Source organism: Oryzomonas sagensis (assembly GCF_008802355.1).
GTDB lineage: Bacteria > Desulfobacterota > Desulfuromonadia > Geobacterales > Pseudopelobacteraceae > Oryzomonas > Oryzomonas sagensis.
On the sequence record NZ_VZRA01000001.1, the window covers coordinates 818227 to 843582 of the forward strand.

The window sequence follows — 25356 nt, forward strand, 5'->3', positions numbered from 1 at the left end:
TGGATGAAAGGAAGATAAATGCAAAATTCGGTTCAAAACGTATTCATCAAAATACTTGACCATAATATAAGAAAAGTTCCCATACCTGAAAAAACCTCCGAAGAATGCCTCAATGATCTATATGATTATCTAAAAGAATTAAGAACCAAACACGTCAAGAAAAATTACTTGCAGAACCCGGCATATCTTGTAGGCTGGCTACATACTAAAAATAGAGTCCTTAAAACTGAAGCCGAAGCAAGTGGATTTTGTAGAGCTCACCTTTGCGTTGCAGAGTATTGCTTTGGCAAATTGCTAGAGGAAATTTCAAAAACACCCGAAGGTCACTCAGAAGAACGAATCAAATCTTTCAAAAACATGATCCATGAGTACTTACACGACCTGCGACCGATTGTTGAGTATTTAGAAAAAAAACAAGAACCAGCTTATTCATTTTTTGGTGGAGGCAAGTTTTACGGTACTTGGACGTTAGATTCATTCAGGATGTGTACAAATCTGTTTTGGACAAATGCGTTCGAAAAAAACTTTGTTGATATTCGCGCTGGCTTAAACCTTTCGACATTTTCATTACGGCAGAGCTTGGAGCTAAAATTTAGGCGTATTTTAGGAGTCAGGGCGATCACCCACAAGGCAACAGGTGATGAGCCAAAACTAAAACATGATTATTTTTACAAATTTATTATATCCGAAACAGATCATTTCAAGTTTTACACGCCACATATTACGGCGATCTGGAAAATTTATGAATGGACGAATATGACAGTACATACTGGAAATATCCCTAGAATTTGGGAACTTCAATATGCTATTGAAATAGTAACACCCTTTTTTGCACCACAACCAGCATCATCAAGTGGAAAGTGGTCGATTGACAGTAGCGTCGAAATTTATGACTACCAAGGGCTTAAGGACAAGTTCAAAGCTTTATTCCACAATAAATACACAGAAGCTGAATGGACTATCCATTTTGAGAAGCCTGAAGCTGTACTTCAACAGTAAACTTTCAATAATAAGTTGGAACAAGGAGTAAATGAAATGGAACAAAATGCATTGTTTTACCCCCATATCGGTTTACATAACCCCTCATGGATTAAGGCAATGGCTCTTTTTTACGACACTATTTATCGGATCGTTCCAGACAATGTAATCCCTGACGATTCTCCAGAATTACAGCCTTTGCTTGAAGAGGGGTCAATTGGGAGAATGATTGATCCTGCAAAATACTCAAAACAAGCTTCCGAGGAGTTCTTGGCTAAAATCGATGATTGGCGCGCCGCAGCCCTATGCTTCAGTGATGAAGAAGAACAAGAGCTATCAAGGCTACACACTGATAAGACAGATGAAAGAGTACGCGAGCTTTTCCGCGAAGCAGGATATAAAGAAGAAAATAATTGGATGTATGTTCCGACTGCGCTTGCTTCAAACTTCATGCTCTATATGGCTAATTTGATAGGAACGCAAAACAAATTGTCGCTCATTACAAGTGATTGGGGCGCTTGGACGGGGACAAGTTATTTTGGTCTCAATGGGCAGATAGACGAATTTATTATCAATATTGGACAAGAATGTGACGATGATTTTGCTGAAGCTTTCGGGCTTTTTGGGCTTGTTTTGAGTGAGCTTGTTCCTATAAATATTGCAGAAATTCCCGCAAATGACATACTCAAGTTCCGAGATAAAAGACGAGATGAAATAAACAATTTTAGAAAATGTATGCATGATTTACGTGAAGAATTATCAAAGCTTGAATCACATGAAGTTAAGATCGGTACAATACAAGACAAGGTAAAAGAGTTGATTAGAGTGCAGGATCAGTATAAGTCAAGTGCTGATATCATAAAAGCTAAGGGCTGGTTTGGTGTTTCACTGATGGGTTTTCCTGCTCCAATGATATTTGGCCAGCTATTTTCAATTCCACATGCTTCTACTGTTGCTTTAGGTGCTGCAGGGCTTTCAATTGGTGGTTTATTCAATATCCAAAACACGAAAGAAGAACTTAGAAAACTTAATCAGCAAAACACTGCATCGTTCTTGGTTGAGTTACGAAAATCCTTCAAAGGGTATACTCATGCCAGGGGCGGCGGAGATATTAATTTCCACGCATTCAATTGCATGGAAGAATACGTAAACGACTAATCGAAACCCGCCAAGTAATTTGGAGATAAATTCGTGAAACCTCGATGTGATAATCCAGATGAATGTTACAGGTGTTTAACATCCCCTGCTGCGCCTCGCTTTGCTCCACGTTTAAAATTCATTCCGCGTTCCATTCTTCAAGCCTGTAAAGTTTCAGCAAAACTCGACACCCCATCTTTTGAAATACAATCGTTCTGCAATCGAGACCTTGAGTTTAAAAAACTCTCAAAGGCTGCGAGAGAAGATTTGAAAGTTTTTCTGGAAGAGGTAAATTCAGAAAAGGCAATAGTTGATAAGTACATGGCTGAACAAGCTATAGATGAAGAACGTGTATCCTACGACCCACTAGAACACCACGAATCCCATGTGTTGTTTAAAATAGATACTGAACTTCACAGAGCGTTTAGCCGTCTAAATAACTCAATCTCTAGTTTTTCGAATACGCTAGGATCAACATTCATTACCTTTAAAGATATATCCGGATACAAAATAGGATATGGAGAAATCAATTATTGGCATGTTTCTGCACTTCAAGATGCTTATCTTCTTCGTACTAGGCTTTTCATGGCAATGGACTTTATTTACGCATTGCATTTGGCAGAATCATCAACTGCTATCGATTATACTGAGTGGAAAAGCAAAGCTGTAAAAAAGTTCAATATCAAATTCAACATTTCTTCTCGCAATCGACTTATTCACACGCGGTTTCTTGACGCGAGAAGCCCTGTCTTAATGTACATAGTTCATGTAGGTGATGATATAAGAGAGCGATTTTTGAAAGATGCAAGGATTCAACAGCACTTGAGTGATGAAAAAATTTCGTGGGAACAGTATGTTAAAGAACTTAGAACGGCAGTTTTGTCATACTCAGACTTTATTTCTGAATCAGTCAGGCTGTTGAACATTCTCAACCAAATATGAAACTGACCAAGTTCCAATACGCGCTCAGGCCATGGCCGGGCGATAAAGCTGCCCGCCAGTTCAAGCGCAGCACCGTTATAGCGAAATCAGCTCTTCCCAGTGCCCACTTTTGTCCGTACCGGGGAGCCAGTACGGACTCGAACCAAGACCATATCCTCGCCCGCTTGACACCCCATCCCCGCCGCGCTACACTCAACTGTGTAAAATATCTACTCAAACTGGGCCGCCAATAAGCGCGGGATGCGCCGCTCCGCAGAGCGAATCCCGCCCCAACTCAGGAGCACATATGCCCAACGATACAAGACTGGACGCCCTGCGCGCCAAGATCGCCACCTATGGCAAGGAGAACCAGGGGGAACTGCTGTACGCCCTCTCCGAGGGAGCCCGGCTGCTGTCGGGGAGCGAACGGGTGCGCATCTACCTGGAGGACCTGACCCGGGGGGCGCTCTCCTGCGTGTATGCCACCGGCGACCAGGCGGCGGCCATCCGCGACGTGCATTTCCCCATCATCTCCACCGAGACCGTGGTTTCCAGCGTCTTCGTCAGCCAGTATCCCGTGGATTTCAAGAGCGCCACGGCCCCACTCCAATCGGCCGACCGCCTCTTCGCCGAGACCTTCGGCTTTCGCGCCGCCTGGATCATGCCGGTGGTGAGCCTGGGCAAATCCATCGGCGTGCTCTGCGTCGACAGCGAGGCGGGCGGGGAGATCCTGAACGCCCAGGACAAGTCCCTTCTGGCCGATTTCGCCGGTTTCACGGCCGACCGGCTCGACCAGGCCCGCATCTACCACCAGCAGGTGCAGTTGGCCCGCCGCCTGGAGGAGTTCAAGGCCCGGGAGGCGGCGGGCATGATGGTGCAGTCGGCGGTGCGGCTGATCGAGAAGCTTTCCCTGGCGTCGGTCCTCGTGCCGGGGCAGCAGCCGGGTGCGGTGGTGGGTGAACTGGAAATCCTGGCCAGCTATTCGGAGGACGCGGGACTCAAGGCGCTCTACGACCAGCAGGGCTCCATCGACCTGCACCGGGGCAAATCGCTGATCTCCCTGTATGTGAACGATCAGGCGGTGATCGACGACGAGCGCCTGCTCAAGCCGATCTTCATCGCCGACCTGACCCAGCACCGGCTGCAAAAGCGGGAGTTGACCGAGTCCATGGCCCTGCGTTCGCTGTATGTGGTGCCGCGCTTCGAGCCCAAGAGCCGCCGCGTCATCTGCCTGGTGAACTATTTCTCCCACGACCTGTACCGTTTCAGCGATTTCGAGATGGGGCTGTTGCAGACCCACGCCGAGATGGTGGAACGGGTCATCAGCGAGGTGGGGGGCGAACACCTGGAGATCCGGGTCCTGTCCGAGATCACCGACCTATTGAACGAGAGTACCGAGAGCCTCCAGCCGTTTTTGACCAAGGTGCTCTCCAAGGCCACCGAACTGATCGGCGCGGATACCGGCAGCATCGCCGTGGTCAGCGAGCGGGACGGGGTCAAGTGGCTGGTGGTGGAGGACGAGGCCGGGACAATCATCGGCGCCAAGAACAAGGAGTGGCTCAAGAGGTATATCCCGCCGTTTCTCATCGGTGGCGAGGAGTTGCCGCCCGAGGAGCGCAGCCTCACCGGCTACGTGGCCTTCACCAAGCAGCCCAAGATCATAGCAAAGGTCGAGGAGGAACAGCAGGCCGGCGGCTTCCACCGCTCCATGAGCGATCTCCTGAAGAGCGAGATCGCCGTGCCGGTCATCTGCGACGACGAGGTGATCGCGGTGATCTGCCTCAACTCCCTGTACCACGACCATTTCCGCGAGGAGCATCGCCGCATCCTCCAGATCATCGGCTCCCTGACCGCCCGGCACATCTCGGACCTGCAACGCATCGAACGCCTCCAGGGGGAGGTGAACCGGCTGACCAACGACGTGGCCTACAAGGACCCGCACGTCTCCTCCTACCGCCTGGGCAACATGATCGGCAACAGCTCCGCATCCCAGGCCGTGGTGGAGTTCATCAGCACCGTCTCGCCGCCGCTGTTCAACCGGATCGTCTTCTGGAACCGCAACATCCTCCAGGAGGCGACCATCGGCCTCCCGTCGATCCTGGTGACCGGCCCCACCGGTTCGGGCAAGGAGTTTTTCTTCAACAACCTGTACAACAACTTAAACGGCCTCTACCGCCAGCAGATCAACCCGGGGGGCGAGCTGCCGGTCAAAAAGACCAACATCGCCGCCTATGCCGGGGACCTGACCTATTCCGAGCTGTTCGGCCACAAGAAGGGGGCCTTTACCGGCGCCTACACCGACCGGCGCGGCATCCTGGAGGAGACCATCGGCGGCATCGTCTTTTTGGACGAGATCGGCGACGCCGACCCCAAGACCCAGGTGCAACTGCTCCGCTTCCTGGACAACGGCGGGTTCGTGCGCCTGGGGGAGAACACGGAACGCTACAGTCGCGTGCTCGTAGTGGCCGCCACCAACAAGAACCTGCAGGAGGAGATCGCTGCCGGCCGTTTCCGCGAGGACCTGTACCACCGCCTGGCCGAGCTCTCCATCCGCCTCCCCTCCCTCAACGAGCGGCGCGAGGATATCCCCGACCTGTCGGTGCACTTTCTGGGCAAGCTGTACCGTACCTACCGGGGCGAAAGCGAACCCTCGGACAAGCCCCCCGTCCTCACCAAGGGGGCCAAGGAGATTCTCACGCGGCACACCTACAAGGGGAACATCCGCGAACTGCGCAGCATCCTGCTCAGGACGCTCTTCTTCCGGCGCACGAACGTCATCTCCGGCGACGCCATCGCCCAGGCCATTGCCGGCATGGGCGGGGGCGATACCGGCGCCCGGCCGCTCCCGCCGGCCCGCGACCTGGACGAGCGGCTGGCGGATGACATCCTGGAACGGATCGCCGCGGGGGGCGATTTCTGGGGCGAGGTCTACGAGCCGTTCACCCGCAGCGACATCCCGCGGGAGACGGTGCGGCTGGTGATCGAGAAGGCGCGCGCCGCGGCGGGCAAGACCATGCCGGCCGTGGCGCGCCATCTCAAGGCGGTGGTAGCTGGCGGAGATGCGGAGGAGGAGCGGCTGCGGCTGTACAAGTTCAAGAATTTTCTCTACAAGACGGTGAAGATCGGCTGAGGAGAAATTTTCGGAACGGAACGAACGAAGGCCGGGCGCACCTGCTGCCCGGCCTTCGCTGTTATGGGTGGTGTATTACGCCGTTACCACGTCTGAACGCCCGGCCCGCTGTGGCATCCGCTGACGGCCAGGCTGCCGTGGGTGCAGGTGGCGCCGGTGCCGCGCGGCGTCTTGGGCACGATGCCGGCGGCGGTGTTGACTACGTTCGTCTGGCTGGTGCCGCTGGTCATGGTCTTGTTGGGGCCGTGGTTCACCCCGGCGCCGGAACCGGCGGCGACGGTGCCCGCGGCGACGGTGCCGGTGAACCTGCCGGTGGTGTCCACATTGGGGTGGCAGTAACCGCAGCTCGCCCCCTGATGGCTCGGATGGCGGGCATTCGTGTTGGTGCCGCGGATGTTGGGCCAGGTGGTGCCGGTCGGGGCGGCCAGCGTGCCGGTGCCGCCGGTGCCGTGGCACGATTTGCAGTTGCCCAGGCCGTTGCCGGTGCCCAGGGGATCGGCCAGGGTGTGGCACGCCATGCAGTCCGGCGGTACGCCGGTGGCGGCCGGATAGGGGGAGGCGGCCGTGCCGGTGCTGTGGCAGCCGCCGTTGGCCGCCAGGCAGGAGGCCGCGGCCGAGGCGTTATGGGTCAGGTAGGGGACGGTGTGGGCTCCCGTGGCATCAACAACGCCGTTGATGTGCTTGGTGGCGTCGGTGAAACCGGTGCCGCTGCTGTTGACGTGGGGGTGGCAGGTGATGCACTGGGTGGCGGTTACACCGGAGTGCGGCGCAACCATCGGAGGATAGCCGTGGCATGTGGAACAATCACCTGAACCGGGTGTGGTACTGCCGTTGCCGACAACACTGGCGACCCCCAGAAACGGGGCGTTCCACGCCGGGATTGCTATTCTTGAGCCAGGAGGGTTGCTTATGTTGCTGGCCATGGTACTGCCGTGACAATAGGTGTTGGCGCAGGTGAATGTTGCCATGGTGAAGGCCGGCGTTGCACCGTTGGCGGTGCTGAGAACGCCGCCGAATACGACCGCACCGGCTTGGGTGCTGGTGGCGGTTCCCAGTTCAATATTTTTGGCCCGCAGGAAATGGTCGAGCGTACCGGAGCCGAGACCGGAATGACATTCGGTGCACAGTCCGCCGGTGGGAACGTTCAGGGCGGTATGGCTGCTGTGGACGCGATTGATGTTCGGATACGTCGTGCCGCTGGGGGGCTGGGAGTGGCAGGAACTGCACGGATCCGCGCTGGAAATGGTAGCCGTCGGCAAGGCGCCCACATGGCAGCTCTGGCACTTTGGACCGACACCACCGGTCAGAGTCGCGCCATGGCAGCGATTGCATGCGTCGAAATTGGTGGCGGTCCGGTGACGGAACCATGGGGTGCCGAGGGGATCGGGACTGGTGATGCCAAAGGCCGCTGGAATCTGAAAGACCGGCGGGTGGGCCGTATTGGGCTCGTGGCACGTTTCGCAGCCTGACGTCAACCGGCCCAGCACGGCATTGAAGCGTGGATTGGTGCCGGGGCCGCCGGTCGGGTTGTTGGCGTGACAGGTCTGGCAGAAGGTCAGGTTGGCCTTGGCGGTCGCCCCATGCTGGGCCGGATCGGCCCAACCGGCCGGATGCCCCATGGAACCGTGGCATAGGGTGCTGTTGAAGCAACTGGGAGTACCGGTTGCATAGGTGGTAAGTATCGGCGTGCTGAGATTGGCGCCCTTGAGATGGCATTGGGCGCAGACGGCGGCATTCAAGCCCAAGGCATCATCGACCGTGGTAGTGTGGGTCGGACTGGGCGAAGTTGCATGCCAAGGGAGCGCCGCGTGGGGGGCATTCACCGGAGAGCCGTTGCGCAGGTGGCAACTGCCGTTCTGGGAATTGGCCGAGAAACAGCTGACGCCTGAAGATCCGCCCCTGAAATCAGTGCCGTGACAGTTTTGGCAGTTGTTGAAACCGGCGCCGGTACCTGGTTGCGATTTGGCCGCCGCGCCGTGCTGAGCGGGAGCGATCCAACCGGCAGGGTGAAGTCCGGCATGGCAGAGAGTGTTGTTGAAACAGTCGGGTTGCGCCCCGGCGGCCGGGGCGGGGGGCATGGGAAGGTTCGTAAGGAATCTACCGCCCGCGTGGCACTGGTAGCAGGCCGCCGCGTTGTTTGAGTTGGTCGTGGAATGATTACTCGTGGTACTGGTCGCCCAATTTTTGGCATGGGGGGCGCTTACTCCGTGGCAGGTAAAGCAGGAAACCGACGATAGCAGGCCGCCCACATAGCCGCTGCCGTGGCAACCGCGGCAACTGTCGAGACCGCTGGAAAAGGTGGGAGCAGACTTGGCGGCAGCGCCATGGATCTGGGGATTGGCATAGCCTGCCGGATGGAAGTGGCAGGTCGTGGCGCCAAAGCCTTGGCTGAAACAGCTTACCTTGGCGATACCGCCCTTAAGGTCGCTGCCATGGCATTCGGCGCAGCTTGTTGTTTGGGCGGCCGCTTGACTGTCGGCCGCTCCGGCGGTCTGCCGGAAAAACGAGGCATGGTTCTGAATCCAGTTGGCCGGATGTTTGCCGGTCGCATCAAGGATTCCCGCCTTATCGTTGCTCTTGCTGCATCCGAGTACAATAAAAAAAACAAACAATATCAAGCTGCACCGAAATGAGATCATGGTTTAACTCCTATCTGTGACAGGCCACGCAGCGTTCGTTGTTGGCCCGCCCGTGGCAGCGGTAGCAACTGGCCGGGTCGAGCTTGCCTTCGATCTTGTGGAGCGTCAGAAAATCACCGCGGTGGGGCATCTCCCGGTCGGGGCGATAGCCGAATTTGTAGGACGGCTTCATCTCCACCTTGTTGGTATGGCAGTCGTTGCAGAAGGAACTCTTGTGGCAGACGGCGCAGAGGCGGTCGTCCGAGGCGGCGTAGAAACGGTGGTTTTTCACGAACGCCGGGGTATGGCTGAAGGCGGTGAGGGCCTTCAGGGTCCCCTTGGCCTGGTCGTCATGGCACTCCGAACAGTCCGCCTGTTGGCCTATGGCCAACGCCTCGGGGTGGGATGCGGGGAGGCTGGGGAGTTCCTGCATCTGGGCGCAGGCCGCCAGGAGCAGGATCAACCCGGCCAGGAACGCCGCGGGAAGCATCCGGTGCACGATTCTCATTTTTTTCCTCCCTTGCGGTCAAAGGTCGTGGTGTAGGTCAGGCGGACGAGCCCCTTGGTCTCTTCGGTAAACTGGGGGTTGCGGCCGTAGCTCACGTCGCCGGAAAGGGCCAGGGCCGGCGTGATGTGATACCCCAGGGACGCGGTCCCCTCCCAGGCGCTCTTCTCGTTGTAGACCTTGTCCTTGAAGATGTAGTCGATGCCGTCCAGGGCGGCGAAAATGCCGGCGGAGTCGTACAGGGCAAAGGCGTGCAGCTCGTGGTAGGAAGCGCTGGGGTTCGTGCCGATGGCGAAACCGGACCCGGCGCGCAGGTAGTGGTAGCCCAGGCCGGTTCGGACGGCGTTGTTCAGGAAGCTGAGGCGGCCGGTGACGCCGTAGCGGTCGGCATTGCCCACTTCGCGGGTGTAGTGTTTGTAATCCGCGGACAGCCCTGCGTTTTTGGCGACGTCATAGGAGACACTCCCCCCCAGGGAACGGGATTTGTCGGAGGGGTTGAGGGCGGCGCCGGAGAACATGGCCCAGGCGGAGAGGTAGCTGCGGTCCCGCTGTTCGTTGAATTCCGCCGTGGCGACCAGGCTGCGCACCGGCGTGAGGTTGATGAGGTAGCTGTGCTCGGCCAGGGTCCTGGTCTCGGTATTGTAGCTGCTGTGCCCCATGATCTCCACCATGCGGACGGGGCTCAGCCAGATGTCGCCCCCCACCAGGCGGTGGGTGGTGGTGGCGTAATTGACCAGCCTGGGGGCGTTGTCCTCGTAGACCACGGAGGCCCCCAGTTCCAGCAGCCCCCGGTAGCGGTAGCTGCCCCGGCCGCCGATGATGGAATCCCCCTTGCCGTCGCTCTTCTCCCCGTACAGGTGTTTGGTATGCACGGTGGCCCCGCCGAAGGCCGACAGGCCGAAGCCCAAGGGCAGGTCGGTGCGGGCGCTGATGCCGTCCACCTGCTCGTTCACGATTCCCTCGTGCACGAAGAGGCGGCCGAGGCGGACGTTGGCGTTGGCCTCCTTGAAGCGGTACTGGAGGTACCCGTAGGTGAAGCTGCCGTCCACCCTGTCGTTGTTGTAGCTTTTGTCGGCCAGGTCGGCGCGCCCCCAGCCGGAAAAATGCAGGGAGAGGTTGCCGTCGGCCAGCTTTTCCACATCCAGGCCCAGGAACTGGGTGGCGGGCATGAGGTCCTGTTTGGACGCCCCCGAAATATCGCGCTGTTCAAAGCGGAAGATGGTGGTGGCGTCGACGGCGGTTTCGGCCGCCGAAGCGGCAGCGGGGAGGGGCAGGAGGGAAACGGCAGATAGCAGGCGGCAAAGAGCTCTTTTCATGGGCATGCTCCCGTGCTTTTAAAATAAGAACGCCGTTAAATTAATAGCTTAAACCTATATCATAGATTTTTGAAATAGCAACTAAACGGATATTTGCAATCTTATTTGTCCAATGTGCGGCGTGGAAAAAGCCGGACTCTATGGTCCGGCTTTTTGTGGAAGGAAGGGAGGGGAGACTGGGTCAGACGGTTTCCTTGAGGCGCTTCTGCCGTAAATTCAGCCTGTTGAGCGCATGAACGTAGGCCTTGGCCGAGGCCTCGATGATATCGGTGGAGGAGCCCTTGCCCACCACGACGTTGTTCCCTTCGGCCACACGCACGGTGACCTCGCCCTGGGCGTCGGTGCCGCTGGTGATGGCGCCCACGTTGTATTGCACCAGCTTGGCCTTGGTCTTGGTCAGTTTCTTGATGGCCTTGAGGGTGGCATCCACCGGGCCGTCGCCCAGTTCGGCGGTGCGCACCGGCTCGCCGTCGATCTCCAGCTGCACCGTGGCGGTGGCCACGGCAAAGGAGCCGCAGGTGACGGTGATGTGCCCCAGCCGGTACTTCACGTCCTCGCGGGACTCTTCCATCACGATGGCGTCCAGGTCTTCGTCGAAGACCTCCTTCTTCAGGTCCGCCAAGGCCTTGAAGCGCTCAAAGGCCCGGTTGAGCCGGTCGTCGTCCAGGTCGTGGCCCAACTCCTCCAGGCGTTGCTTGAAGGCGTGGCGTCCCGAGTGCTTGCCCAGCACCAGGGCGCTGGCGGAAAGCCCCACCGATTCCGGCGTCATGATCTCGTAGGTGGACTTGTCCATCATCATGCCGTGCTGGTGGATGCCCGCCTCGTGGGCAAAGGCGTTGGCCCCCACGATCGCCTTGTTGGGCTGGACCCCGATGCCGGTGATGTTGGACAGGAGGCGGCTGGCCGGGGTGAGCTGTTCGGTCGCCACGTTGGTGGTAAAGGGGAGGATGTCGTGGCGCGTGCGCAGCGCCATGATGAATTCCTCCAGGGAGCAGTTGCCGGCCCGTTCGCCGATGCCGTTGATGGTGCACTCCACCTGGCGGGCGCCCGCCTGCACGGCGGCGATGGAATTGGCCACGGACAGCCCCAGGTCGTTGTGGCAGTGGACTGAGATGATGGCGCGGTCGATGTTTTTCACATGCTCCTTCAGGTAGGTGATGATGTTGAAGTACTCGAAGGGGATGGTGTAGCCGACCGTATCCGGGATATTGACCGTGGTGGCGCCGGCGTCGATGACCGCCTCCACCACCTCGGCCAGAAACGGCAGCCGCGTCCGGGTGGCGTCCTCGCAGGAGAACTCCACGTTGGGGGTATAGGAAGCGGCCCTTTTCACCGCCTTGATGGCCGCCGCCAGCACCTTGGCCGGCTCCATCTTCAGCTTGTACTGCATGTGGATGTCGGAGGTGGCGATGAAGGTGTGGATGCGCCCCTTGTCGCCGGCGTGTTTCAGCGCCTCCCAGGCCCGGTCGATATCCTTGTCGCCCGCGCGGCACAGACCGGCGATCTGGGGTCCCTTGATCTGTTGGGCCACCAGCTTGACCGCCTCGAAATCGCCTTCGGAAGCAATGGGGAATCCGGCCTCGATCACGTCCACGTTCATCTTCTGGAGCTGTTTTGCCACCCGCAGTTTTTCTTCGATATTCATGCTGTTGCCGGGGGCCTGTTCGCCGTCCCGCAGCGTGGTGTCAAAAATCCTGATCAGTTGCCGGTCGTCCTGCTTCTGTTTTTTCGTCGGTGCCTTTGCCATGTCTCGCTACGCTCCTTTCCTGGTTGTACACGAACGCCGTTCGTTCGTCGAAAGCCCTGGGGCAAGTATATCCCCTTTTCGGCGCTTTCGCTCTGCCGGAGGGAGAATTCCGGCGTCGTGGTATGGTGATGGAAAATAAAAAAAGCCTCCGCCCCAAACAGGGGCGAAGGCTTTGTAAGCACATTCGCGGTACCACCCTTTTCACCCGACACGACGATCTGTGTCAGGCCTCGATTCACCCTTGACGCGGGAGGACGGCTTCGGCTAGCCGGAGGTTCACCGAAGCGGCTCTGAGGCGAGTTCATCGATCACGCTTACCGGTTCGCACCAACCACCGGCTCTCTGGGAAGCCTGAAACGACTACTACTCCTCTTCGTTGCCTTTCGAATATGGGCCATCATAAGAGCAACAATTCGGCAAAGTCAAGATGTTTTATTTTTGGCGGGGTGGATTTGATAATGCCAAACAAAATGTTTAAGACTGGTGGGTTGGCACTACCTCAATCTGCCGCACCGGGGTGACAGCCCCGAAGACGGCACATGCATGTCCCCGTAATTGCTAATACATCATGACTTCTTCGTATCAAACGCGGATTGGGACCTCCTCACGGCTTCCCAATTCCCGGAAACCCAGTCGAAAAGCACTTCCATCGGGCGCAGCAGACTCTTGCCAAGGTCTGTGAGTTCGTATTCGACGCGCGGCGGGACCTCCGGGAACAACTCCCTTATTACCAGCCCGTCCCGTTCCAGATTCCGCAACGTTACCGTCAGCATTCTCTGGGAGATATGCGGGATCGATTTTTCCAGCTCGGAAAAGCGGGCGCGATTGCCGTGAATCTTGGCAAGGGCCAGGATCAAAAAGATCGTCCACTTGTCGCCGACCTTGGTCAGCAGTTCCCGGACAGCCAGAGGGTCTTTGTGGCCACACACGTACGCGGGGTCCAACCCCTGGGTTTTATTGGCGCTTTTCATAGCTTACGTTCCTGTCTGCTACCTATTTTGAGGTGCGTACTTACCATCCTGCAACGACCGATATATAATCGACTATAGATCAGGAGGCGACATAAGAAAAGCACGTAACGAAAGGAGCCGGTCCATGCCCAAGGACAAATACCCCCACCACGAAGCGCTCAACCCCTTCTTTGCCGTGGTGATGGAAGGATTGCACGGTCTGGTCGATGGCGACCATTACTTCGACACCATTGCCGACGATGCCGAATTCGAGTTTCTCTACCGTTTCCCCGGTTGGCCGGAGAAGATTCACGGGCGGGAAAATCTGATAGCCGCGTATTCCGGCTATGGCGACAACATCAAGGTCCACAAGGGCGACAACCTTGCCGTGCATCATGACCGGGAGCAGGGCGTCGTTGTGCTGGAATACCAGGTTCACGGCACGATCCTGAGAACCGGCGCCGCCTATGACAACCGGTTTGTCTCCATCGTCACCATACGGGACCGGAAAATTGTCCGCTGGAGGGACTACATGGACTCCCTCGCCGCATGGCAGGCCCTTGGCGGCAACTGATAGTCCCCCTTACATCGTCATCACCTGAAAGGAAGAACATCATGACCAAGCAAATCCTTGTTGTCTCCGCAAGCCCCCGAGGCAGTGAATCCGCCAGCCGGACGATCGCTCAAAAACTGGATGCGAGACTGCGCAAAGAATTCCCGGACGCGCAGTATGTCTACCGCGATCTGGCGGAAGATCATCTGCCCCATCTGGATGGCAGCACCCTGAAGGCGATCACGTCGCAAGATGCAAAAGAGGTCGAAGAGAATCGCGAGGCGGCCCGTCTGTCCGACAAACTGACCGCGGAGCTTCTGGCGTCGGACCTGGTGGTCATTGCGACGCCCATGTGGAATTTCGGCATCCCTTCGCTGCTCAAGGCGTGGATAGACCTTGTGGTGCGTCCCGGAAGAACCTTCCGGTACGCAGAGGCGGGGGTGGAAGGGCTGGCCAGGGGGAAAAAGGCCATCCTGGTGATCGCTTCGGGAGGGGTCTTTACCGACGGCCCGTGGAAACCGTGGGATTACGTGGACCCCTATTTGCGCCAAATACTCAAGTTCATCGGCATCGAGGATGTGCAGACCGTTCGGGTCGAAGGCCTGAATGTTCCGCCTCTCGTCGCCGCGGCCATTCCGAATGCGGAGCGAGCCATCAGCGAACTCGCCCTCGCCGAGGCATGATGCATATCGTGGCTCACAGCAAAGCCCCTCTGAATCGGAGGGGCTTTGTTTGTTTGAAGAGTCCGGTTGTGAGGTGGGGGCGTTATTGCAGGGTCCAGTCCTCAAAATTTGAGTTTTGGAGCCCTGCCCCTTAAGCCTCCTGCGAACAGTCCTGTAAAACGTGGAATGTCATTGTTAAAGCCGCAAGTAATTCACTTGACAATAACAGTATTGTCAGCCGGACCGGTGGCGCTGGTTGGAGCAGACACTATGGAACCAACGGATGTGTTGATGGCGTTTTGATCTCCGTTTACCGTTACGGTACTACCGCCTGTTGTCCTGATGATTGTTCCAGAGGGGACCAAAATTGTCTCGCCGCTGGTTGTCAGAGTAATTGATTGCCCGGCAGCGAGTGTCGCCAGGGAAACTTGGATAGTCAGAGTTTGCTTGCACGTTGTGACGGGATTGGAGGAATCGGAGACTTCGACCGTAAAGGTGCTGGTGCCGGCAGTAGTGGGGGTTCCTAATATCTCTCCCTTTGCGCTGAGGGTTAAGCCGTTTGGTAGACCGCCGTCTGATATTGACCAAGTATAAGGGTTCTCGCCATTGTTGCTTATAAGTATTTGATAATAAGCGGTCCCCACGGTCGCGGCCGGCAACGTTTTTGTATCAATCTCTACGTTGGTGCCTCCGCATCCCGCGCACATCAGGATTACAACGCCTACAAGAAAAGATTTCATGAACAAAACAACTCCCAAATCAATATTCAAGGCCGTGACGTCCAAAAACTCATGAGAATATATGTCCTTTTACTCCGTCTAGATGCACATTTCAATTGTAAAATCAGTATGTTAAAATAATTACCACTCTCCTGAAAATGTTAAAAAAAATTAACACTCCCCGCCTCTCTCCCCAACTCCCTGTCATCACACAAAAAAAGGCCCTCGAACCGCCTTCGGGAGCCCCTCCTTGTATCATTTTGAATCACGCCCTCCCAAGCAAGCGTCGAACCCCAAACACCATCTGTCCACGAAAGACACGAAAAGCACGAACGAAACAAACAACCGGGATGAAGTGGGAACTTTGACCACTCACCAGAAAGGCAAGCCGCTTGTACCCATAATCAACCGGCTTTGTTCGTGCCGTTCGTGCTTTTCGTGGACCGCCGTCGTTTTAAGGCCGAAACAGTAACTTGTCATCATCAGGTCTCTATGCTAACGTAAAATCACCGAAAACAAGGAGGGTGATCATGCCACGTTCCGCAACCGATCTGCTTGATCTTTCCGAACTTCCTGCTCCTCAGCGTCGCGAGGTGCGGGATTTTGTCCAGTTTTTGCTTACCCGGCAGGCAGGCGCGAAAAAACCTGCGGCATCCTATCGTTTCAGCGATCTGTGCGGCACCATGGCCTGGAAGGGGGATGCTGTAGCTGCTCAACGGAGTCTGCGGGATGAGTGGTAAACTACGCTATGTGCTCGACACCAATGCCGTTGTATCGCTTTTGAACGGCAACCGAGAACTGGCTACCCGGCTTGAAGCAGCGGAGTATGTCGGCATTTCGGTTGTTACCTACCTCGAATTTCTCGCTTTCGATGGCTTGACACTTAATGATCGGAAAAGTTTCAAGCGATTTTGCTCAAGGATCGAGATAGTTCCGCTTGTCCATAATGACGAACTCGCGGACAGTGCCTTGACATTGCGCACACAGCATCGACTGAAACTTCCCGATGCAATTATTGGCGCGACCGCTCTTTGTCGCAAAGCCATTATCATCACAAACGACTCTCATTTTTCCGGCATTGCATCCCTTACGGTTCAAAGCTGTTGATCCCTCTTCCCCCTCCCTAACCCTCCCCCGACGGGGGGGACACACTACAAACAAAAAACGCCCCGCCGGTATCCCGGTAGGGCGTCGCTATAGGTGTATGCAAGGGGCGGTTATTCCCCCAGATAGGCCTTCCTGACCTCCGGGTTGCGGGCCAGCTCCCCGGCGTCGCCGGACAGGACCACCTCGCCGGTTTCCAGCACGTAGGCGCGGTGGGCGATGGAGAGGGCCATGGAGGCGTTCTGCTCCACCAGCATGATGGTGGTGCCGGATTTGTTGATCTCCACCACGATCTCGAAGATCTTCTCCACCAGCATGGGGGCCAGCCCCATGGAGGGCTCGTCCAACAGCAGCAGGCGCGGGTTGGACATAAGCGCCCGCCCCATGGCCAGCATCTGCTGTTCGCCGCCGGAGAGGGTGCGGGCCGGCTGCTTGCGGCGTTCGGCCAGGCGGGGGAACAGGGTGAAGGCCCGCTCAATCCCCCGGGCGACCTCCTGCTTGCCGGAGAGGATGAAGCCGCCCATCTCCAGGTTTTCCTGCACGCTCATGCGGGCGAAGACCCGGCGTCCCTCCGGGACCTGGCAGATTCCCTTGCGCACGATCAGGTGCGGGGCCATGCGGGTGATCTCCGTCCCTTCGAAGGCGATGACGCCGCCCATGGAGGGGACGATGCCGGAGATGGTGTTCAATATGGTGGTCTTGCCGGCGCCGTTGGCGCCGATGAGGGCCACGATCTCCCCCTGCTCCACGCGGCAGGAGACGTCGTGCAGGGCGCGGATGGCGCCGTAGTTGACGGAAAGGTTCTCGACCGACAGCATCAGTGGGTGGCTCCTTTCCCCAGGTAGGCCTCGATGACGGCCGGGTTGGCCCGGACCTCCTCGGGCTTGCCGTCGGCGATCTTGACGCCGTAATCCAGGACCGCGATGCGGTCCGAGAGCCCCATGACGAATTTCATGTCGTGCTCCACCAGAAAAACGGTCACGCCGGAGGCGCGGATGTTGCGCACCATCTCCAGAAGGGTCTGCTTCTCCTGGGGGTTCATGCCGGCGGCCGGCTCGTCCAAGAGGAGCAGGGCCGGTTCGATGGCCAGGGCCCGGGCGATCTCCAGGCGGCGCTGTTCGCCGTAGGGGAGGTTGCAGGCCTGCTCGTAGGCCTTGTGGGCCAGGTCTACCTGGGAGAGGCAGCGGATGGCCAACTCCAAAAGACGCCCCTCTTCCCGGCGCACCGGGGGGAGCAGTTTGAGCAGCGCGCCGGTCAGGTTCCAGCTTCCCCGGGTATGGGCGCCGATCAGCACGTTTTCCAGGACGGTGAGTTCGTTGAACAGGCGGATGTTCTGGAAGGTGCGGCCGATTCCCCCGCCTGCAATGATGTGGGGGGGCATGCCGGCGATGCTTTTGCCCTTGAAGCTGATGCCCCCTTCCGTGGGGGGATAGATGCCGGTGATGAGGTTGAAGATGGTGCTCTTGCCGGCGCCGTTGGGGCCGATCAGGGCCATGATCTCCCCCTCTTCCACATCCAGGTTGACGCTGTTGACCGCAACCAGGCCACCGAAACGGATGGTGGCGTTATCGAGTTTGAGCAGCGCCATCAGTGTTTCTCCTCCAAGGTGCGGACCGCGCCGCGCGGCCTCACCCCCAGCTTGCGCAGCACCAGGTCGGTGAAGTTGACGCCCCCCAGCAGCCCGTTGGGGCGGAAGACCATGAGAAAGACCATGAGGGCGCCGTAGACCAGCATGCGGTACTGGGACATGAAGCGCAGGACCTCGGGGGCCGCGGAGAGGAGCGAGGCGCCGAAGACCGCGCCGGGGATGCTTCCCAGGCCCCCCAGGACGACCATGCTGAGCATGTCCACGGACTTGAGAAAGCCGAAGTCGGACGGGTTGATGTACCCCAGGAAGTGGGCGTAGAGACAGCCGCCGGTCCCGGCCATGAAGGCGCTGACCGCAAAGGCCTGGATCTTGTAGCGGGCGATGTTGATGCCCATGGATTCCGCCGCGATTTCGTCGTCCCGGATCGCCTTGAGGGCCCGGCCGAAGCGCGAGTTCTGGATGAAGGTCGAGGCGATGATGGTCAAAATGGCGACGATCAGTACGATCACCGGCATGGGCAATGCGGTCTGCGGGGGGGGGACGGTCAGACCCAGGGCCTTGTTGGTGATCTCCAGGTTGAGGAAGACCACCTTGACGATTTCGGCAAAACCCAGGGTGCAGATGGCCAGGTAGTCGCCGGTCAGCCGCAGGATCGGCCAGCCGATGAGGGCTGCCACGGCGGCGGTGAAGAGGCCGCTCAGGACCAGGGTAAGGTAGAAGGGGGAACCGGTCTTGAGGGTCAGGAGCGCACCCGCGAAGGCGCCGACGCTCATGAAGGCGGCATGGCCGAGGGAGAGCTGGCCGGTCAGGCCGGTGATGATGTTGAGACCCAGCGCCAGGGTGATGCCGATGCCGATGTTGACCAGGATCTGCAGGAAATAGGGGTCGATGGAATTGACAAAGCCGTACAGCATATTCAGACCTTCTTCAGGATCTTGCGGCCCAAAAGGCCGGTAGGCCGGACCAGCAGCACCAATACGAGAATGGCGAAGGCGATGGCGTCGCGGTAGGAGGAGTAGCCGATGGCAACCCCGAACACCTCGGTCACGCCCAGGAGGAGGCCGCCCAACATGGCCCCCGGTATGGAACCGATGCCCCCCAGGACGGCGGCGGCAAAGGCTTTCAGGCCGGCCATCAAGCCCATGTTGAAGGAGACGGCGTTAAAGAGCATCCCCACCAGGACGCCGCCGGCGGCGGCCAGGGCCGAGCCTAAGGCAAAGGTGAAGGATATGACGAAGTTGACGTTGACCCCCATGAGGGCCGCGGTGTTGTAGTCTTCGGAGGTGGCCCGCATGGCCTTGCCGACCTTGGTCTTCTGGACGATGAACTCCAGGCCGATCATCAGCACCGCCGACACGCCGATGATCAGGAGTTGCAGGGTCGAAATGTCCGCGTCTCCGATGCTGATCTGGTGCGAGGGGAATGCCTGGTCGGGGAACCCCTTGGCGTTGGCGCCGAAGACCATCAGGGCCAGGGAGGAGAGGAAGGTGGAGACGCCGATGGCGGAGATGAACGCCGAGAGCCGGGACGACTTGCGCAGGGGGCGGTAGGCGATGAACTCGATGACGACCCCCATGACCATGCAGAAGATCATGGCGCAGGCCATGGCCAGGAAGATATTGAGCTTGAAGACGCCCACCATGAGGAGGCCGACGAACGCCCCGGCCATGAAGATCTCGCCGTGGGCGAAATTGATCAGGGCGATGATGCCGTACACCATGGTATAGCCCAGGGCGATCAGGGCGTAGGTGGAGCCCAGGGCGATGCCGTTGATGAGTTGTTGCAGAAACATAGTGGGGTGTCCCGTGTTTATGCGTAAAAGTGTATGAAAATAGGTGCCTTTTACAAAGAAAAAAAGCACTGTTTTTTATCACGGTAAACAGTACGCCTGCAAGCGAATTGTGCGATCCGTTACATTTTGTTTGATTTAAGGGAAAAATTGTGTGGTATAGACGTGAATACTCTTCGGCAGGATCACCTCTCGCCAGCGGAAAAAGGACAGCATGCATACAAGCGAACGTCAGACCATGCGCGGGTACTGCGCCCTGGCCGCGGCGGCCTCCATCTGGGGCGGCATGTACGTGGTCAGCAAGTATACCCTCGATTTCATCCCCCCCTTCACCCTGCTCTGGCTGCGGTATGTCACCGCCTTTATCACACTCTATCCGCTGGCCGCGCGCCGGCAGACCGCCCCGCTGACCCGCAGCGACCACCGCGCCTTCATCGCCGTAGGCTTTGTGGGCTACTTCATCTCGGTCGGCCTGCAGTTCATCGGGACGCGCCTTTCCTCGGCCCACAACGGGGCGATCCTCACCTCCGCCAGCCCGGTCTTTATCCTGCTCTTGGCCTGGCTCATGCTGGGGGAGCGCCTGACCCGCCGCAAGCTGTTCTCGGTGCTGCTGGCGAGCATCGGGGTCATCATCGTCGTGGGGTGGGACGCCACCGCCACCGGCAGCCGGGTACTGGCCGGCAATCTGGCCCTGATCGGCGCCGCCGTCACCTGGGCGCTCCTGTCGGTCCTGGCCCGGAAATTCTCGGCCAGCCTGTCCCCCCTGGTCATCACCACCGGGGCCATCTTCTGGGCCACCGTGATGACGACCCCGGCCATGGTCATCGAATGGCGCTTCCTGCCGGTCAGCGGGCTGGGTAATCCGGTGCTCTGGGGGGCGGTGCTCTACCTGGGGGTCGTTTCCACCGCAGGGGCCTTCTATCTCTGGAACAAGGGGATGAGTCTGGTGGAGGCCGGCTCCGGCTCGGTCTTCTTCTTTCTGCAGCCGGTGGTGGGGGCGCTCCTGGGGTGGCTGGTGCTGGGGGAGCATCTGTCGCTGTCGTTCTTTGCCGGGGGCGGGGTGATTCTGCTGGCGGTGCTGATCGTTTCCTGGCGCCGGGCCTGACCCCTCTTCGGCGCTTTCAACGCACTGCGGGGGAAACGGTCTGCCGTTTCCCCCGCAGTGCGAGCCATGGTCGGTAAACTTAGACCTGCTGCACTTCCTTGACGCCGGGGACCTGCTCCTTCACGGCCCGCTCGATGCCCATCTTGAGGGTCATGGTGGACATGGGGCAACTGCCGCAGGCACCTTTCAGACGCACCTTGACGACGCCGTCGTCGGTCACCTCCACCAGTTCCACATCGCCGCCATCGGCCTGCAGGCCGGGCCGCACCATGTCAAGTACCTTTTCGACTTCTGCTTTCATCGCTGTTCTCCTTTTTGGTATGTGTAATGACACAAAGTCGTGAAAACCGAATCGCCAGGGAGGCAGGATAGCGGTGCCTTTGTCCTGCATATCCCTGTAAAACCGTTTATCAGCCCTGTGTTCCCCTGCTCTCAGTGGTATCACCGCAACGGCAGCCCCGGTTCGGTCAGGTGTTCCGGCTTCATGACCGCTTCCAGCTCCGCCTCCGGCATCAGGCCGCGTTCCAGCACGATCTGCCGGATGGACGTGCCGGTCGCCACCGATTCCTTGGCCACGTCCGCCGCCGCATTGTAACCGATGTACGGGGCCAGCACCGTCACCAGCCCCAGCGAATCCTCCAGATACCGGCGGCAGCGTTCCGCGTTGGCCTCTATCCCCAGTATGCACGATTCGGTGAATTTGCGCACGCCGTTTGTGAGCAGCTCCATGGCGAACAGCACATTGTAGGCGATCAGCGGCATCATCACGTTCAATTCCAACTGCCCGGCCTGGGCCGCCAACATGACCGCCTGGTCGCACCCGATCACCTGGAAGCAGACCATGTTGACCATCTCGGCCATGGAGGGGTTGATCTTCCCCGGCATGATCGAGGAGCCGGGCTGGACCGCCGGCAGGCGGATCTCGTCCAGCCCCGTGCGCGGCCCGGAGGCGAGGAGGCGCAGGTCGTTGGCGATGCGGCCGACGGCGACCGCCGTCCCGCGCAGGGCCGCCGAGAGGGCCAGGAAGGGCTCCATGTTCTGCATGGCCTCGAACAGGTTAGCGCTGGCAATGACCGGAAAACCGGTTGCAGCGGCCAACTCCGCCACCATGCGTGTGCGGTAGTCCGGTTCGGCGTTCAGGCCGGTGCCCACGGCGGTGCCGCCGATGCCCAGTTCCAGAAGCGCCGGAAGGCAGCCCTCCACCCCCTCGCGGCTCCGGCGCACGGCCTCGGCATAGGCGCCGAACTCCTGCCCCAGGCGGATCGGCACCGCATCCTGGAGATGGGTGCGCCCCGATTTGAGGATCGGGTCGAACTCCCGTGCCTTGTCGGCCAGGGCCCTCTCCAGCCCCTCCAGTACCTCCAGCAGCGGGTCGAGCATCCTGAGCGAAGCCAGGCGGATGGCGGTGGGGATCACGTCGTTGGTGGACTGGGCCATGTTGACGTGGTCGTTGGGGTGCAGGGTGGAGAAATCGCCCCGCTGCCGCCCCAGAAGTTCCAGGGCCCGGTTGGCCAGGACCTCGTTGATGTTCATGTTGTGGGAGGTGCCGGCCCCCGCCTGGAAGGGGTCGACCACGAACTGTGCGTCGAATGCGCCCGCCAACGCCTCGTCGGCCGCCGCCACGATGGCGGTGCCGATCTCGGCGGGGAGCCTGCCGCCGGCCATGTTGGCCTTGGCCGCCGCCCTCTTGATGGCCACCGTGGCCCACACAAAGGCGGGATGGGGCTTCAGGCCGGAGATGGGGAAGTTGCGCACCGCCCGTGCCGTCTGGGCACCGTAATACGCCTCGGCGGGGATTTCCATCTCACCGAGGGTGTCTTTTTCCTTGCGTGTGGTCATAGGTGCACCCCCTTTCACGATCTCATCATCTCCTGCATATTTTACCACGCCGGAGACGGAGGAGCGCATGAAACTTCCCGTGAAGCTACTTGCGGTCACTTCTCGAATTTGATGGCTATACCTCTGACGTTGGTGCAGGTATAGGAGAAGATGTTGTAGATGGGTATGAAGCCATAGAGACTGCTGGAAACGGTGACGTTCAGCAGGGCGTCCCCCTTGCTTTGCTCCAACGCCTCGTCCACGGCTGCGGAGAACGAAGAGTTGCCGAAGGGAACAACATTCAATAGAAAGAAGCGGCACGCTTCACCTGCGGCGGGGCCGATCTCTTTATACTGCTGTCCGTTTCTCAGCAGGGCGCCGGGGTCACCCATGCTTTTGGTAACCATGCCCAGATTGCCCACTGAGGTACACCCGGCACACAACATCACGACCGCCAGCAAGATCCACAACCTCTTCATCATCTCCCCTTCGTGCTTATGAGTTTCATCCCGCACCAGGCAATGCCTGGCAAAGGGTTCAGGCAATCACGATCCTGGCAAACCTGCGCTTGCCGATCTGGACGATGTACTCGCCGGCGCTGGCCAGTTCCAGGTTGGTGTCGCTGACCTTTTCGCCGTTCAGCTTGACCCCCCCCTGGTCGATGGAACGCCTCCCCTCGCCGTTGGACTTGGTGAGCCCCGCCTCGGTCATGGCCTTGGCCAGGAGCACCGGGCCGTCGGCCAGGGGGTAGCCGACCTGGGGCATGTCGTCCGGGATCTCGTTCTCCTTGAAGCGTTTGACGAAATTTTCCTCCGCGGCCTCGCCGGCCCCGGCACCGTGGAAACGGGAGACGATCTCGCGCCCCAGGGCCTTCTTGGCCGCCATGGGGTGGACGGAATGATCCTTCAGCCCGGCCTTCAGTCGTTCCAGTTCGGCCAGCGGCATGTCGGAGAGCAGTTCGTAGTAGCGCAGCATCAGGTCGTCGGAGATGGACATGACCTTGCCGAAGATCTCGTCGGGGGCCTCGCTGATGCCGATGTAGTTGCCCAGGGACTTGGACATCTTGTTGACCCCGTCCAGCCCTTCCAAAAGCGGCATGGTCAGGATGCACTGGGGCGGCTGGCCCCACTCCCGCTGCAGTTCACGCCCCATGAGCAGGTTGAACTTCTGGTCGGTGCCCCCCAGCTCCACGTCCGAGTGGAGCGCCACCGAATCGTACCCCTGGATCAAGGGGTAGAGGAACTCGTGGATGCTGATCGGCTGCTGACTGGTGAAGCGCTTGTTGAAGTCGTCCCGCTCCAGCATGCGGGCCACGGTATATTTGGAGGCCAGGCCGATCATGCCGCCGGCGTCCAGGTTGTTGAGCCACTCGGAGTTGAAGACGACCCTGGTCTTCTCCGGGTCGAGGATCTTGAAGACCTGCTCCTTGTAGGTTTCGGCGTTCCTGAGCACATCTTCGCGGGTCAGAACCTTGCGGGTCACGGATTTGCCGGTGGGGTCGCCGATCATGCCGGTGAAGTCGCCGATGAGGAAGTTGACCTCGTGCCCCAGTCGCTGGAACTGGCGCAGCTTCTGGATCAACACGGTATGGCCCAGATGGAGGTCCGGGGCGGTCGGGTCGAACCCGGCCTTGATCTTCAGGGGAACACCGCTTTTGAGGGACTTCTCCAGCTTTTCTTCCAGTTCCTTTTCAACAAGGATTTCCACGGCGCCGCGCTTGATGACGGCCATCTGCTCTGCTACGGACATATCTCTGACTCCCGGTATGGATAGAATTCTAGAATCTTTAGAATCTGCCACAGAGACACAGAGACACGGAGGGACATAGAGAAAAAACAAAAGAAATAAAATTTGGTAAAAGCCCTGAGTTCGTGATCTTAATGCTTTTCTCTGTGTCTCCGTGTCTCTGTGGCGGACTTTTTGTTTGTATCAGTAGTACTCGGGCCGGCGATCATTGAAGCAGGGTATCTGGGCTCGCCAGTCCGCCATGGCCTGCATGTCCAGGGAGGCAACGATTTCACCCTCACCGTCGCCCGCCTCGGCCAGGATCTCACCCTTGGGGTCAATGACCATACTCATGCCGAAGAGCTCCAGTTTGCCGATGGGGCCGCAGGCGTTGCAGGCCACCACGAAGAGCTGGTTTTCGATGGCCCGGGCGCGGAGCAGGGTGCGCCAGTGTTCCTCCCGGGGGCGGGGCCACTGGGCCGGAATGCAGATCACTTGAGCCCCTTCCACGGCCAGCCGGCGGGAAAGCTCGGGGAACCGCAGGTCGTAGCAGATGATCACGCCGACCTTGCCTACGGAGGTCTCGGCCACCAGCCAGCGGTTGCCGCCGGAAAAGGCGCGATCCTCCCCCAAAAGGGAGAAGAGGTGGATCTTGCGGTAGACCCCGGCCAGGGTGCCGTTGTCGGCCAGGAACACGGTGTTGAACACCTTGTCCCCGCCCGGCTCGGGCATGCTGCCGACGATCACCAGGTTCAGCTCCCGCGACAGGGCCAACAACTCCTCCACGATCCCGGCGGTGCGCTGGGCCAGTTCGTTGAGGCTCTTGTAGGCGAAGCCGCTGGACCACATCTCCGGCAGCACGGCCAGGTCGGCCCCTTGCGCGGCGGCGCGCCTCAGAGCCTCCCGGACCTGGGCCAGGTTGGCGTCCACTGCACCCTGTTTGACGTTGAACTGAATGGCGGCTGCCCGGATCACGCTCATGGGTTTCTAC

At 58.7% G+C, this 25356-nt stretch carries 24 protein-coding genes and 1 other annotated feature; of the genes, 9 read left to right on the plus strand and 15 right to left on the minus strand.

The features are described from left to right. Positions 1-18: 18 nt before the first annotated feature. The 4 genes from F6V30_RS03730 to F6V30_RS03745 all read left to right on the plus strand — a co-directional run bounded on the left by F6V30_RS03730 (position 19) and on the right by F6V30_RS03745 (position 6166). Complete coding sequence (locus F6V30_RS03730) at positions 19-999, plus strand: hypothetical protein (RefSeq protein WP_151155142.1); 981 nt, start codon at positions 19-21, stop codon at positions 997-999. Between the two features lie 36 nt (positions 1000-1035). Beyond that, entirely contained in the window at positions 1036-2136 is a 1101-nt protein-coding gene (locus F6V30_RS03735; protein WP_151155143.1) for a DUF6236 family protein, read from the plus strand. 33 nt (positions 2137-2169) lie between these two features. Further along, positions 2170-3057: a hypothetical protein gene (locus tag F6V30_RS03740; RefSeq protein ID WP_151155144.1), complete on the plus strand. Its 888-nt coding sequence runs from the start codon at positions 2170-2172 to the stop codon at positions 3055-3057. Positions 3058-3343: 286 nt separating this feature from the next. After that, complete coding sequence (locus F6V30_RS03745) at positions 3344-6166, plus strand: GPMC system transcriptional regulator (protein ID WP_151155145.1); 2823 nt, start codon at positions 3344-3346, stop codon at positions 6164-6166. 83 nt (positions 6167-6249) lie between these two features. Here F6V30_RS03745 and F6V30_RS03750 read toward each other — a convergent pair whose 3' ends face one another. The 5 genes from F6V30_RS03750 to F6V30_RS03770 all read right to left on the minus strand — a co-directional run bounded on the left by F6V30_RS03750 (position 6250) and on the right by F6V30_RS03770 (position 13323). Beyond that, entirely contained in the window at positions 6250-8805 is a 2556-nt protein-coding gene (locus F6V30_RS03750; protein ID WP_151155146.1) for a hypothetical protein, read from the minus strand. Positions 8806-8815: 10 nt separating this feature from the next. Further along, positions 8816-9292, minus strand: coding sequence for a cytochrome C (locus F6V30_RS03755; RefSeq protein ID WP_246163175.1), 477 nt, complete (start codon positions 9290-9292; stop codon positions 8816-8818). After that, positions 9289-10605, minus strand: a complete 1317-nt coding sequence (locus tag F6V30_RS03760; RefSeq protein ID WP_151155147.1) for a hypothetical protein — start codon at positions 10603-10605, stop codon at positions 9289-9291. Before F6V30_RS03760 ends, F6V30_RS03755 begins: the two co-directional genes overlap by 4 nt. A gap of 181 nt (positions 10606-10786) precedes the next feature. Beyond that, positions 10787-12352, minus strand: coding sequence for a 2-isopropylmalate synthase (locus tag F6V30_RS03765; protein WP_151155148.1), 1566 nt, complete (start codon positions 12350-12352; stop codon positions 10787-10789). A gap of 156 nt (positions 12353-12508) precedes the next feature. Continuing rightward, positions 12509-12738: a binding site (T-box leader), on the minus strand. Positions 12739-12918: 180 nt separating this feature from the next. Beyond that, a complete protein-coding gene (locus F6V30_RS03770) occupies positions 12919-13323 on the minus strand; it encodes a winged helix-turn-helix transcriptional regulator (RefSeq protein ID WP_151155149.1) in 405 nt (134 codons plus the stop codon). A 124-nt stretch (positions 13324-13447) separates the two neighbouring features. On the opposite strand from F6V30_RS03770, the gene F6V30_RS03775 reads away from it, so the two are divergent. Both F6V30_RS03775 and F6V30_RS03780 read left to right on the plus strand, forming a co-directional pair. Then, complete coding sequence (locus tag F6V30_RS03775; RefSeq protein ID WP_151155150.1) at positions 13448-13876, plus strand: nuclear transport factor 2 family protein; 429 nt, start codon at positions 13448-13450, stop codon at positions 13874-13876. A 41-nt stretch (positions 13877-13917) separates the two neighbouring features. Further along, positions 13918-14538 carry an FMN-dependent NADH-azoreductase gene (locus tag F6V30_RS03780; protein ID WP_151155151.1) on the plus strand — a complete coding sequence of 207 codons (621 nt, stop codon included), beginning with the start codon at positions 13918-13920 and terminating at the stop codon, positions 14536-14538. Positions 14539-14729: 191 nt separating this feature from the next. Here F6V30_RS03780 and F6V30_RS03785 read toward each other — a convergent pair whose 3' ends face one another. Then, positions 14730-15302 carry a putative Ig domain-containing protein gene (locus F6V30_RS03785; protein WP_191965567.1) on the minus strand — a complete coding sequence of 191 codons (573 nt, stop codon included), beginning with the start codon at positions 15300-15302 and terminating at the stop codon, positions 14730-14732. Between the two features lie 464 nt (positions 15303-15766). Here F6V30_RS03785 and F6V30_RS03790 point away from each other — a divergent pair, with 464 nt between their 5' ends. Beyond that, entirely contained in the window at positions 15767-15976 is a 210-nt protein-coding gene (locus F6V30_RS03790; protein WP_151155153.1) for a DUF2281 domain-containing protein, read from the plus strand. Beyond that, a complete protein-coding gene (locus F6V30_RS03795) occupies positions 15966-16343 on the plus strand; it encodes a type II toxin-antitoxin system VapC family toxin (protein WP_151155154.1) in 378 nt (125 codons plus the stop codon). The genes F6V30_RS03790 and F6V30_RS03795 overlap by 11 nt, the downstream gene beginning before the upstream one ends. Before the next feature lie 110 nt (positions 16344-16453). Here the strand turns inward: F6V30_RS03795 and F6V30_RS03800 are convergent, their stop codons facing one another. From F6V30_RS03800 to F6V30_RS03815, 4 genes are read right to left on the minus strand one after another with little or no spacing between them, the layout of a single operon-like run. Continuing rightward, positions 16454-17158 (minus strand): ABC transporter ATP-binding protein, encoded by a 705-nt coding sequence (locus tag F6V30_RS03800; RefSeq protein ID WP_151155155.1) that lies wholly within the window; start codon positions 17156-17158, stop codon positions 16454-16456. Beyond that, on the minus strand, positions 17158-17928 hold the full coding sequence (locus F6V30_RS03805; RefSeq protein WP_151155156.1) for an ABC transporter ATP-binding protein: 771 nt from the start codon (positions 17926-17928) through the stop codon (positions 17158-17160). Before F6V30_RS03805 ends, F6V30_RS03800 begins: the two co-directional genes overlap by 1 nt. Continuing rightward, the gene (locus F6V30_RS03810) at positions 17928-18842 is read right to left on the minus strand and encodes a branched-chain amino acid ABC transporter permease (protein ID WP_151155157.1); all 915 of its coding nucleotides are present in this window, start codon (positions 18840-18842) and stop codon (positions 17928-17930) included. Before F6V30_RS03810 ends, F6V30_RS03805 begins: the two co-directional genes overlap by 1 nt. A 2-nt stretch (positions 18843-18844) precedes the next feature. After that, positions 18845-19720: a branched-chain amino acid ABC transporter permease gene (locus F6V30_RS03815; protein ID WP_151155158.1), complete on the minus strand. Its 876-nt coding sequence runs from the start codon at positions 19718-19720 to the stop codon at positions 18845-18847. Between the two features lie 211 nt (positions 19721-19931). On the opposite strand from F6V30_RS03815, the gene F6V30_RS03820 reads away from it, so the two are divergent. After that, positions 19932-20822, plus strand: coding sequence for a DMT family transporter (locus F6V30_RS03820; protein ID WP_151155159.1), 891 nt, complete (start codon positions 19932-19934; stop codon positions 20820-20822). A 79-nt stretch (positions 20823-20901) separates the two neighbouring features. Here the strand turns inward: F6V30_RS03820 and F6V30_RS03825 are convergent, their stop codons facing one another. From F6V30_RS03825 to F6V30_RS03845, 5 genes are all read right to left on the minus strand, one after another. Beyond that, positions 20902-21123 (minus strand): NifU family protein, encoded by a 222-nt coding sequence (locus tag F6V30_RS03825; protein WP_151155160.1) that lies wholly within the window; start codon positions 21121-21123, stop codon positions 20902-20904. Positions 21124-21263: 140 nt separating this feature from the next. Further along, a complete protein-coding gene (locus F6V30_RS03830; RefSeq protein ID WP_151155161.1) occupies positions 21264-22661 on the minus strand; it encodes an aspartate ammonia-lyase in 1398 nt (465 codons plus the stop codon). A gap of 95 nt (positions 22662-22756) precedes the next feature. Next, positions 22757-23119: a hypothetical protein gene (locus F6V30_RS03835; RefSeq protein WP_191965568.1), complete on the minus strand. Its 363-nt coding sequence runs from the start codon at positions 23117-23119 to the stop codon at positions 22757-22759. A 58-nt stretch (positions 23120-23177) separates the two neighbouring features. Next, the gene (tyrS, locus tag F6V30_RS03840) at positions 23178-24389 is read right to left on the minus strand and encodes a tyrosine--tRNA ligase (protein WP_151155163.1); all 1212 of its coding nucleotides are present in this window, start codon (positions 24387-24389) and stop codon (positions 23178-23180) included. Positions 24390-24569: 180 nt separating this feature from the next. Continuing rightward, positions 24570-25346 (minus strand): carbon-nitrogen family hydrolase, encoded by a 777-nt coding sequence (locus F6V30_RS03845; RefSeq protein WP_151155164.1) that lies wholly within the window; start codon positions 25344-25346, stop codon positions 24570-24572. Positions 25347-25356: the final 10 nt, after the last annotated feature.

Coding starts and splice junctions, on each gene's coding strand:
- F6V30_RS03730 (WP_151155142.1), top strand. CDS start 19: ATGCAAAATTCGGTTCAAAACGTATTCATCAAAATACTTGACCATAAT.
- F6V30_RS03735 (WP_151155143.1), top strand. CDS start 1,036: ATGGAACAAAATGCATTGTTTTACCCCCATATCGGTTTACATAACCCC.
- F6V30_RS03745 (WP_151155145.1), top strand. CDS start 3,344: ATGCCCAACGATACAAGACTGGACGCCCTGCGCGCCAAGATCGCCACC.
- F6V30_RS03750 (WP_151155146.1), bottom strand. CDS start 8,805: ATGATCTCATTTCGGTGCAGCTTGATATTGTTTGTTTTTTTTATTGTA.
- F6V30_RS03755 (WP_246163175.1), bottom strand. CDS start 9,292: ATGAGAATCGTGCACCGGATGCTTCCCGCGGCGTTCCTGGCCGGGTTG.
- F6V30_RS03760 (WP_151155147.1), bottom strand. CDS start 10,605: ATGAAAAGAGCTCTTTGCCGCCTGCTATCTGCCGTTTCCCTCCTGCCC.
- F6V30_RS03765 (WP_151155148.1), bottom strand. CDS start 12,352: ATGGCAAAGGCACCGACGAAAAAACAGAAGCAGGACGACCGGCAACTG.
- F6V30_RS03770 (WP_151155149.1), bottom strand. CDS start 13,323: ATGAAAAGCGCCAATAAAACCCAGGGGTTGGACCCCGCGTACGTGTGT.
- F6V30_RS03775 (WP_151155150.1), top strand. CDS start 13,448: ATGCCCAAGGACAAATACCCCCACCACGAAGCGCTCAACCCCTTCTTT.
- F6V30_RS03780 (WP_151155151.1), top strand. CDS start 13,918: ATGACCAAGCAAATCCTTGTTGTCTCCGCAAGCCCCCGAGGCAGTGAA.
- F6V30_RS03790 (WP_151155153.1), top strand. CDS start 15,767: ATGCCACGTTCCGCAACCGATCTGCTTGATCTTTCCGAACTTCCTGCT.
- F6V30_RS03795 (WP_151155154.1), top strand. CDS start 15,966: ATGAGTGGTAAACTACGCTATGTGCTCGACACCAATGCCGTTGTATCG.
- F6V30_RS03800 (WP_151155155.1), bottom strand. CDS start 17,158: ATGCTGTCGGTCGAGAACCTTTCCGTCAACTACGGCGCCATCCGCGCC.
- F6V30_RS03805 (WP_151155156.1), bottom strand. CDS start 17,928: ATGGCGCTGCTCAAACTCGATAACGCCACCATCCGTTTCGGTGGCCTG.
- F6V30_RS03810 (WP_151155157.1), bottom strand. CDS start 18,842: ATGCTGTACGGCTTTGTCAATTCCATCGACCCCTATTTCCTGCAGATC.
- F6V30_RS03815 (WP_151155158.1), bottom strand. CDS start 19,720: ATGTTTCTGCAACAACTCATCAACGGCATCGCCCTGGGCTCCACCTAC.
- F6V30_RS03820 (WP_151155159.1), top strand. CDS start 19,932: ATGCATACAAGCGAACGTCAGACCATGCGCGGGTACTGCGCCCTGGCC.
- F6V30_RS03825 (WP_151155160.1), bottom strand. CDS start 21,123: ATGAAAGCAGAAGTCGAAAAGGTACTTGACATGGTGCGGCCCGGCCTG.
- F6V30_RS03830 (WP_151155161.1), bottom strand. CDS start 22,661: ATGACCACACGCAAGGAAAAAGACACCCTCGGTGAGATGGAAATCCCC.
- F6V30_RS03835 (WP_191965568.1), bottom strand. CDS start 23,119: ATGAAGAGGTTGTGGATCTTGCTGGCGGTCGTGATGTTGTGTGCCGGG.
- tyrS (WP_151155163.1), bottom strand. CDS start 24,389: ATGTCCGTAGCAGAGCAGATGGCCGTCATCAAGCGCGGCGCCGTGGAA.
- F6V30_RS03845 (WP_151155164.1), bottom strand. CDS start 25,346: ATGAGCGTGATCCGGGCAGCCGCCATTCAGTTCAACGTCAAACAGGGT.